Annotated in this window: 8 protein-coding genes; 3 read left to right on the top strand and 5 right to left on the bottom strand. The window is 70.6% G+C overall.

Features of this window, described 5'->3' with window-relative positions; translation table 11 throughout:
* Window positions 1–22: 22 nt before the first annotated feature.
* A complete protein-coding gene (locus tag ACIQ5Y_RS26065; protein WP_384584339.1) occupies window positions 23–271 on the bottom strand; it encodes a hypothetical protein in 249 nt (82 codons plus the stop codon).
* Window positions 272–407: 136 nt separating this feature from the next.
* Complete coding sequence (locus ACIQ5Y_RS26070) at window positions 408–686, bottom strand: DUF3099 domain-containing protein (RefSeq protein WP_403885118.1); 279 nt, start codon at window positions 684–686, stop codon at window positions 408–410.
* Between the two features lie 250 nt (window positions 687–936).
* Here ACIQ5Y_RS26070 and ACIQ5Y_RS26075 point away from each other — a divergent pair, with 250 nt between their 5' ends.
* On the top strand, window positions 937–1215 hold the full coding sequence (locus tag ACIQ5Y_RS26075) for a GlsB/YeaQ/YmgE family stress response membrane protein (RefSeq protein ID WP_403885082.1): 279 nt from the start codon (window positions 937–939) through the stop codon (window positions 1213–1215).
* A gap of 87 nt (window positions 1216–1302) precedes the next feature.
* On the opposite strand, the gene tyrS is transcribed toward ACIQ5Y_RS26075, so the two are convergent.
* The 3 genes from tyrS to ACIQ5Y_RS26090 all read right to left on the bottom strand — a co-directional run bounded on the left by tyrS (window position 1303) and on the right by ACIQ5Y_RS26090 (window position 5570).
* Window positions 1303–2571, bottom strand: a complete 1269-nt coding sequence (gene tyrS, locus ACIQ5Y_RS26080) for a tyrosine--tRNA ligase (RefSeq protein ID WP_403885085.1) — start codon at window positions 2569–2571, stop codon at window positions 1303–1305.
* A gap of 66 nt (window positions 2572–2637) precedes the next feature.
* Window positions 2638–4050, bottom strand: a complete 1413-nt coding sequence (locus ACIQ5Y_RS26085) for a metallopeptidase TldD-related protein (protein WP_403885088.1) — start codon at window positions 4048–4050, stop codon at window positions 2638–2640.
* Entirely contained in the window at window positions 4047–5570 is a 1524-nt protein-coding gene (locus tag ACIQ5Y_RS26090) for a TldD/PmbA family protein (protein ID WP_403885091.1), read from the bottom strand. Before ACIQ5Y_RS26090 ends, ACIQ5Y_RS26085 begins: the two co-directional genes overlap by 4 nt.
* 184 nt (window positions 5571–5754) lie before the next feature.
* Here ACIQ5Y_RS26090 and fabG point away from each other — a divergent pair, with 184 nt between their 5' ends.
* Complete coding sequence (gene fabG / locus ACIQ5Y_RS26095) at window positions 5755–6474, top strand: 3-oxoacyl-[acyl-carrier-protein] reductase (RefSeq protein WP_384584324.1); 720 nt, start codon at window positions 5755–5757, stop codon at window positions 6472–6474.
* Window positions 6475–6479: 5 nt separating this feature from the next.
* Window positions 6480–7250: an enoyl-ACP reductase FabI gene (gene fabI / locus ACIQ5Y_RS26100; RefSeq protein WP_403885094.1), complete on the top strand. Its 771-nt coding sequence runs from the start codon at window positions 6480–6482 to the stop codon at window positions 7248–7250.
* Window positions 7251–7389: the final 139 nt, after the last annotated feature.

A 7389-nucleotide genomic window follows, 5' to 3' on the forward strand; every position in this document is an offset into this window, starting at 1 on the left:
CGCGGCCGGGCGGCAGAGCGGGCTAGAGGCGCTCGGATCCTTCCGGCTGCACCCACTCGTCGAGCTTCACGACGTCCTTGAGGAAACCGCGGACCCCCAGGAACTGGGAGAGGTGTTCGCGGTGCTCCTCGCACGCCAGCCAGGTCTTGCGCCGCTCCGGCGTGTGCAGCTTGGGGTTGTTCCACGCCAGGACCCATACGGCGGCGTCGCGGCAGCCCTTGGCGGAACAGGTGGGGGTTTCGTCGGGGCCGGAGAAGTCAGAGGAAGTCACGGCCCAACCCTAGAACGGAATGGCGACGCCGAGCAGCCACGGGGGGAGCTGCCCGGCGTCGGTCCGTCGCTCCGACGGGGGATGCGGAGCGCGTGAGCAGTATGTCACGCAGGACCCGGTGCGGTGCACCGGAACTTCATGATTGATCTGAGCTTTTCCTGAGGTTTCCCGCGTCCAGCGCGGGCCGCACGGGACTCGGGATGAAGTTGGACGGCAGCGAGGGCGTCGACTCGCGCCCCGCGTTGGCGATGACCACCGCGATGTAGGGGAGCAGGGCCCCCGCCACGAGCGTCACGATCGCCACAGGGCGCTGAACGTTCCACAACAGCACCGTCGCGATGACCGACAGCGTCCTGATGCCCATCGAGATGACGTATCTGCGCTGGCGGCCCCGTACGTCCTCCGCGAGCGCCATGCGCGCCCCGGTGATCCGGAAGACCTCGGTCCCGTTCCGCTTCTGCCGCTTCGTCCCTGTCACGCTCCACCACCGATCGCCCGCCGGACGCTCCCCGGTCCGGACGCATCCCACGGTACGCCGCGCCCGAGGCCGCGAGGAGAGCGGGTACCCCGTCGGCTCGCCCGAACGGGCCGCCCGAAATGCGAGCTACGCCGAACGGGTCGAGACTGGGCCCACGTGCGCACAATGCGCCAGGAGGAGGCGGGACATGTCTTGGTTGTGGGCGATCATCGTCGGTTTCGTGCTGGGCCTGATAGCCAAGGCCATCCTGCCGGGCAAGCAGCACCAGCCCCTCTGGCTGACCACCCTCTTCGGCATCATCGGCTCGGTCCTGGGCAACGCGGTCGCCACGTGGATCGGAGTGGCCGACACCAGGGGCATCGACTGGACCCGCCACCTGCTGCAACTCGCGGGAGCCGTCCTCATCGTCGGCCTCGGCGAGATGGGCTACAAGTCGATCCGGGGCGGCAAGCGCCAGACGACCTGAGCGCGTCCCGGAACGCGGCGGAGGGGCCGGCACGGACTGTTCGTCCGTACCGGCCCCTCCGCCGTGTCGTTCGCGCCTCGGCAGCCGTCAGGCGCCGGTGACCTCGACCGCGGCCAGGTTCTTCTTGCCGCGGCGCAGCACCAGCCAGCGCCCGTGGAGCAGGTCCTCCTTGGCGGGGACCGCGTCCTCGGCGGTGACCTTCACGTTGTTCACGTAGGCGCCGCCCTCCTTCACGGTCCGGCGGCCGGCCGACTTGCTCGCGACCAGACCCGTCTCCGCGAGCAGGTCGACGACCAGACCCGGCTCCGCCACCGTGGCGCGCGGCAGCTCGGACAGGGCCGCGGCCAGCGTGGCCTCGTCCAGTTCCGCCAGGTCGCCCTGACCGAACAGCGCCTTCGACGCGGCGATCACGGCGGCGCACTGGTCCGCGCCGTGGACCAGCGTCGTCAGCTCCTCGGCCAGCGCCCGCTGCGCGGCACGCGCCTGCGGCCGCTCGGCGGTCTGCGCCTCCAGCGCCTCCAGTTCCTCACGGCTCTGGAAGGACAGGATCCGCATGTAGGTGGAGATGTCGCGGTCGTCCACGTTCAGCCAGAACTGGTAGAACGCGTACGGCGTGGTCAGCTCCGGGTCGAGCCAGACGGCGCCGCCCTCGGTCTTGCCGAACTTGGTGCCGTCCGCCTTGACCATCAGCGGGGTCGCCAGCGCGTGGACGTGCGCCTCCGGCTCGACCCGGTGGATCAGGTCGAGGCCGGCCGTCAGGTTGCCCCACTGGTCGGAGCCGCCCTGCTGGAGGGTGCAGCCGTGGCGCCGGTAGAGCTCCAGGAAGTCCATGCCCTGGAGCAGCTGGTAGCTGAACTCCGTGTAGCTGATGCCCTGGTCGGACTCCAGTCGCTTGGCGACCGAGTCCTTCGTCAGCATCTTGTTGACGCGGAAGTGCTTGCCGATGTCCCGCAGGAACTCGATGGCGGACATGCCCGCCGTCCAGTCCAGGTTGTTCACCATGACCGCGGCGTTCTCGCCCTCGAAGGACAGGAACGGCTCGATCTGCGAACGCAGCCGGTTCACCCACTCCGCGATGACCGCGGGGTCGTTCAGGGTGCGCTCGGCGGTCGGGCGCGGGTCACCGATCTGGCCGGTGGCCCCGCCGACCAGCGCCAGCGGCCTGTTGCCGGCCAGCTGGAGCCGGCGCATCGTGAGCACCTGGACCAGGTGGCCGACGTGCAGGGAGGCCGCGGTCGGGTCATAGCCGCAATAGAAGGTGACAGGACCGTCCGCGAACGCCTTGCGCAGCGCTTCTTCGTCGGTGGACTGGGCGAACAGCCCGCGCCACTTCAGTTCGTCGACGATGTCCGTCACGATCTCTCGACTCCTTCGGAGATGGGAAGTTGCAACACTTAGTTGCAAGAGATCAGTCTAGGCCGGTCAGACGCCCTTGCTCACCGAACTCATGTTGAAGTCCGGGATGCGGACAGGCGGCATCGAGGCCCGCGTGAACCAGTCGCCCCACTCGCGCGGCAGGGTCTTGCCGGTCCGCCCGGCCTCCGTCGCCCGCGACAGCAGATCGACGGGGGACTCGTTGAACCGGAAGTTGTTGACCTCGCCGACGACCTGCCCGTTCTCGACCAGGTAGACGCCGTCCCGGGTCAGGCCCGTGAGCAGCAGGGTGGCCGGGTCGACCTCGCGGATGTACCAGAGGCAGGTCAGCAGCAGACCCCGCTCGGTGGTGGCCACCATCTCGTCCAGCGACTTCTCCCCGCCCCCGTCCAGGATGAGGTTCCCGAACGCGGGGGAGACCGGCAGACCGGTCAGTCCTGCGGTGTGCCGGGTCGTGGTCAGCCGGGTCAGTTCGCCGTCCCGGATCCACTCGGTCGCCGGCACCGGCAGGCCGTTGTCGAAGACCGAGGCGTCGTCCCCGGAGCTGTGCGCGATCACGAACGGCGCGCACTCCAAGCCCGGCGCGTTCGGGTCGCTGCGCAGGGTCAGCGGCAGCTCGGACAGTTTCTCGCCGATCCGGGTGCCGCCGCCGGGCTTGGAGAAGACCGTACGGCCCTCGACCGCGTCCCGGGCCGCCGCCGACCACATCTGGTAGATCAGCAGGTCGGCCACGGCCGTGGGCGGCAGCAGGGTCTCGTACCGCCCGGCGGGCAGGTCGATCCTCCGCTCCGCCCAGCCCAGCCGTACGGCGAGCTCCGCGTCGAGCGCGGTCGGGTCCACGTCCTTGAAGTCGCGGGTGGCGCGCCCGGCCCAGGCCGAACGCGGCCGGCCGTCGGCGGCGGGGGACTTCGCGTTGAGCTCCAGGGTGCCCTTGGGCTGGTCGTGGCGCAGCCGCAGGCCCGTCGAGGTGCCGACGTACGTGGAGACCAGCTCGTGGTTGGCGAAGCCGTACAGCTCCCGGCCGCCCGCCCGGGCCCGGGCGAAGGCCTCGCCGAGGGCCGGAGCGAAGTCGGCGAACACCGCGGAGGAGGTCTCGGCCGGGGCGTCGGTGAAGTCCGGCGAGGCCGGGGTTCCGGTCACCAGCGGCTGCGCGTCCTCGGCGGGACCGGCCGCGCGGGCGGCGGCCTCGGCGGCCCGCACCAGCGGCTCCAGGTCCGCCGCCGTGACGGCGGAGCGCGAAACGACCCCCGAGGCCGTGCCCTCCTTGCCGTCGACCGTGGCGATGACGGTCAGCGTCCGGCCGCGGGTGACGCCGTTCGTGGTCAGCGCGTTGCCCGCCCAGCGCAGGTTGGCGCTCGACTCCTCGTCGGCGATGACCACGCAGCCGTCGGCGGTGGACAGTTCCAGGGCCCGCTCGACGATCTCGTGGGGCTTGCTGCGTCCGTTCGAAAGCGTGCTCATCGGCCGGCCTCCTGCGTGGTGTTCAAGATGTTCACGTCGCGGAACAGCGCCGACGGGCAGCCGTGCGAGACCGCCGCGACCTGCCCCGGCTGGGCCTTGCCGCAGTTGAAGGCACCGCCCAGGACGTAGGTCTGCGGGCCGCCGACCTTCTCCATCGAGCCCCAGAAATCGGTGGTCGTGGCCTGGTACGCGACATCGCGCAGCTGCCCGGCCAGGCGTCCGTTCTCGATGCGGAAGAACCGCTGCCCGGTGAACTGGAAGTTGTACCGCTGCATGTCGATCGACCAGGAGCGGTCGCCGACCACGTAGATCCCGCGCTCCACCCCGCCGATCAGGTCCTCGGTGGACAGCCCGCCCGGATCCGGCCGGAGCGACACGTTCGCCATGCGCTGCACGGGCACGTGCCCGGGGGAGTCGGCGTAGGCGCAGCCGTTGGAGCGGCCGAGTCCGGTCAGCTTCGCGATGCGGCGGTCCAGCTGGTAGCCGACCAGGGTGCCGTCCTTGACCAGGTCCCAGCTCTGCGCCTCGACGCCCTCGTCGTCGTACCCGATGGTGGCCAGCCCGTGCTCGGCGGTGCGGTCACCGGTCACGTTCATGATCGGCGAGCCGTACTTGAGCTTGCCGAGCTGGTCGAAGGTGGCGAACGAGGTCCCGGCGTACGCGGCCTCGTAGCCCAGTGCCCGGTCGAGCTCGGTGGCGTGGCCGATGGACTCGTGGATGGTCAGCCACAGGTTGGACGGGTCCACGACCAGGTCGTAGCGCCCGGCCTGCACGCTCGGCGCCCGCATCTTCTCGGCGAGCAGGCCGGGGATCTCCTCCAGCTCGGCGTTCCAGTCCCAGCCGGTACCCGTCAGGTACTCCCAGCCGCGGCCGGCGGGCGGGGCGATGGTGCGCATCGAGTCGAACTCGCCGGTGGAGGCGTTGACGGCGACCGCGGTGAGCTGCGGGTGGATCCGCACCCGCTGCTGCGTGGTCACGGTGCCGGCGGTATCGGCGTAGAACTTGTTCTCGTGCACGGCGAGCAGCGAGGCGTCCACGTGTGCGACGCCCTCGGCCGCCAGCAGCCGCGAACTCCAGTCGGCGAGCAGCGCCGTCTTCTCCGCGTCCGGCACCTCGAAGGGGTTCACGTCGTAGGCGGAGATCCAGGTCCGCTCCGCGTGCACGGGCTCCTCGGCGAGCTCCACCCGTTCGTCCGAACCGGCGGCCTTGATCACCTGTGCCGACAGCTTCGCCATGGCCACGGCCTGCGAGGCCACCTTGGCGGCGCCGTCCATGGTCAGGTCCACGCCGGAGGCGAAGCCCCAACTGCCCCCGTGCACGACGCGTACCGCGTATCCGAGGTCGGTGGTGTCGGACCCGCCGGAAGGTTTGGCGTCCCGCAGCCGCCAGGAGGCGCTGCGGATCCGCTCCAGCCGGAAGTCGGCGTGCTCGGAGCCCAGCGCACGGGCCCGGGCGAGCGCCGCGTCGGCGAGCGCCCGCAAGGGCAGCGCGGTGAAGGCCGCATCGATGGAATGGGGCACGGAAGTCCTCCCGGGGTCGGGGCCGGTCGCCCCGATCATGTCGCGATCGAGGCGCGTGTGCCTACATCTTTCTGTAGGGACTCGACAGAGCCCGTCGCAAGGCCCTGTCGGAGGTCGATTCTCCGTACGGAGGATGGGACCTATAGGTTTTCGGTATTCAGACCGCTATCGAAAGGGTGATCCGTTGAGCCGCTCGGTTCTCGTCACCGGAGGTAACCGGGGCATCGGCCTCGCCATCGCCCGAGCCTTCGCGGAGGCCGGAGACAAGGTCGCGATCACGTACCGGTCGGGTGAGCCGCCGGAGGCGCTCACCTCGCTCGGCGTTCTGGCGGTCCGCTGCGACATCACCGACTCCGAGCAGGTGGAGCAGGCCTACAAGCAGATCGAGGACGCGCACGGCGCCGTCGAGGTGCTCGTGGCCAACGCCGGGATTACCAAGGACACGCTGCTGATGCGCATGTCCGAGGAGGACTTCACGGCGGTCGTCGACACCAACCTCACCGGCACGTTCCGGGTGGTCAAGCGCGCGAACCGGGGCATGCTCCGGGCCAAGAAGGGCCGCGTCGTCCTGATCTCCTCGGTCGTCGGACTGCTCGGCTCGGCGGGCCAGGCCAACTACGCCGCCTCCAAGGCCGCCCTCGTGGGCTTCGCCCGCTCGCTCGCCCGTGAGCTGGGCTCGCGCAACATCACCTTCAACGTGGTCGCCCCCGGTTTCGTGGACACCGACATGACGAAGGTGCTCACCGACGAGCAGCGCGCGGGCATCGTGGGCCAGGTGCCGCTGGGCCGCTACGCGCAGCCCGAGGAGATCGCCGCGGCCGTGAGCTTCCTGGCGTCCGACGCCGCCTCGTACATCACCGGAGCCGTCATTCCCGTTGACGGCGGATTGGGCATGGGTCACTGATCACCATGAGCGGAATTCTCGACGGCAAGCGCATCCTGATCACCGGGGTGCTGATGGAGTCGTCCATCGCCTTCCACGCCGCCAAGCTGGCCCAGGAGCAGGGCGCCGAGGTCATCCTCACCGCCTGGCCGCGCCCGTCACTGACCGAGCGCATCGCCAAGAAGCTGCCCAAGCCGGTCAAGGTGATCGAGCTCGACGTCACCAACGAGGAGCACCTGGCCCGCCTGGAGGGCCTGGTCCGCGAGGAGCTCGGCGGCCTCGACGGCGTCGTCCACTCGATCGGCTTCGCCCCGCAGGACGCCCTCGGCGGCAACTTCCTCAACACCCCGTTCGAGTCGGTCGCGACCGCCATGCACGTCTCGGCGTTCTCGCTGAAGTCGCTGACCATGGCCTGCAAGCCGCTGTTCCCGGCGGAGGGCGCGGCCATCGTCGGCCTCACCTTCGACGCGCAGTTCGCCTGGCCGCAGTACGACTGGATGGGCCCGGCCAAGGCCGCGCTGGAGGCCACCAGCCGCTACCTCGCCCGCGACCTGGGCAAGGAGAACATCCGCTGCAACCTGGTCTCGGCCGGCCCCCTCGGCTCGATGGCCGCCAAGTCCATCCCGGGCTTCGGCGAGCTGGCGGACACCTGGAACCACCGCTCCATGCTGGAGTGGGACATGACCGACCCGGAGCCCACCGGCCGCGGCGTCGTGGCCCTGCTCTCGGACTGGTTCCCGAAGACCACCGGCGAGATCGTCCACGTGGACGGCGGTCTGCACGCGATGGGTGCCTGACCGGCTCCCCGCACGTACGGCGGCGGGGGGGGGGGGCCCCCCGGGGGGGGGGGGGCCCCCCCCGGGGGGGGGGGGGGGGGGTGGGGGGGGGGGGGGGGGGCCGGTGATAGACCAGCGACAAAACGCGCCAAAAAGCGCC

It is taken from the genome of Streptomyces sp. NPDC096339 (genome assembly GCF_044762985.1).
Taxonomy (GTDB): domain Bacteria; phylum Actinomycetota; class Actinomycetes; order Streptomycetales; family Streptomycetaceae; genus Streptomyces.

Bases quoted from the DNA above. Each gene is read 5' to 3' on its own strand.
- ACIQ5Y_RS26070 (WP_403885118.1), bottom strand. From the start codon at position 686: ATGGCGCTCGCGGAGGACGTACGGGGCCGCCAGCGCAGATACGTCATC.
- ACIQ5Y_RS26075 (WP_403885082.1), top strand. From the start codon at position 937: ATGTCTTGGTTGTGGGCGATCATCGTCGGTTTCGTGCTGGGCCTGATA.
- ACIQ5Y_RS26085 (WP_403885088.1), bottom strand. From the start codon at position 4,050: ATGAGCACGCTTTCGAACGGACGCAGCAAGCCCCACGAGATCGTCGAG.
- fabI (WP_403885094.1), top strand. From the start codon at position 6,480: ATGAGCGGAATTCTCGACGGCAAGCGCATCCTGATCACCGGGGTGCTG.